The sequence below is a fragment of the Neisseria sp. P0021.S007 genome (assembly GCF_051956855.1).
This window is the reverse complement of the sequence record NZ_JBQCXA010000295.1, coordinates 1-841: the sequence shown is the minus strand read 5'-3', so window position 1 is coordinate 841 and position 841 is coordinate 1. Positions and strand designations below refer to the sequence as shown.

Annotated in this window: 2 protein-coding genes; both read left to right on the top strand. The window is 47.7% G+C overall.

Translation table 11 applies throughout. The features are described from left to right. The coding region (locus ACTHUR_RS12930; protein WP_440398896.1) for an ABC transporter permease subunit at positions 1–300 on the top strand (300 nt) is incomplete at its 5' end. Positions 301–309: 9 nt separating this feature from the next. Continuing rightward, positions 310–841, top strand: a 532-nt coding sequence (locus ACTHUR_RS12925) for an amino acid ABC transporter ATP-binding protein (protein ID WP_440398894.1), incomplete at its 3' end; no start/stop codon positions are given.

Sequence of the window (841 nt, the reverse complement as noted above, 5' to 3'; positions counted from 1 at the left end):
GGTTTCTCCATCGGTATGACCTATATGCAGACATTCCGCCGCATTGTCGCTCCGCAGGCATTCCGCGTTGCCGTACCGCCTTTGAGCAATGAATTTATCGGTTTGTTCAAAAATACCTCGCTTGCAGCAGTTGTAACGGTAACTGAATTATTCCAAGTTACTCAACAGATTGCGAATCGCTCCTATGACTATCTACCGGTTTATATCGAAGCCGCATTGGTTTATTGGTGTTTCTGCAAAGTGCTGTTTCTGATTCAGGCGCGTTTGGAAAAACGTTTCGACCGCTATATCGCCAAATAAGGAGTTGTCATGATTAAAATCCGCAATATCCATAAGACCTTTGGCGAAAATACCATTTTGCGCGGCATCGATTTGGATGTCGGCAAAGGACAAGTGGTTGTTATCTTAGGCCCTTCCGGCTCAGGCAAAACCACGTTTTTACGCTGTTTAAACGCTTTGGAAATGCCTGAACAAGGTCAAATCGAGTTTGACAATGCGCAGCCGTTAAGCATCGATTTTTCCAAAAAACCAAGCAAACACGATATTTTGGCACTGCGCCGCAAGTCCGGCATGGTATTCCAACAATACAACCTCTTTCCGCACAAAACTGCGTTGGAAAACGTCATGGAAGGGCCGGTTGCCGTACAAGGCAAGCCTGTCGCCAAAGCGCGTGAAGAGGCTGTCAAATTGCTTGAAAAAGTCGGTTTGAGCGATAAGATTGACCTCTACCCCTACCAGCTTTCCGGCGGTCAACAGCAGCGCGTCGGCATTGCCCGAGCATTGGCGATTCAGCCTGAACTGATGCTGTTTGACGAACCAACTTCCGCGCTTGACCCTGAAT